The organism is Dolichospermum circinale AWQC310F (assembly GCF_000426925.1).
In the GTDB taxonomy this organism is placed as follows: Bacteria; Cyanobacteriota; Cyanobacteriia; order Cyanobacteriales; family Nostocaceae; genus Dolichospermum; species Dolichospermum circinale.
This window is the reverse complement of the sequence record NZ_KE384715.1, coordinates 1-228: the sequence shown is the minus strand read 5'-3', so window position 1 is coordinate 228 and position 228 is coordinate 1.

Below are 228 nucleotides of genomic sequence, written 5' to 3'. Positions count from 1 at the left end.
GCAAGGACTTCCCAGACGACTTGACTCTGCGCAATGCGATTTCGGTCGCGCTGCGCTTCGAATGCTCCTTGGTCTTCAGCTTGCTCATAGCTCTATTATGCCATTCTTGGTTCATTTTGTCCCGCTAATAAGCATGTTTTACTAGACGCCTCAATTCTCCGAACCGTTCGGTGACGGTGAACTATCACATCAACTCCCTGGCATAATGGCCGTCTTACCTGTGGCCGG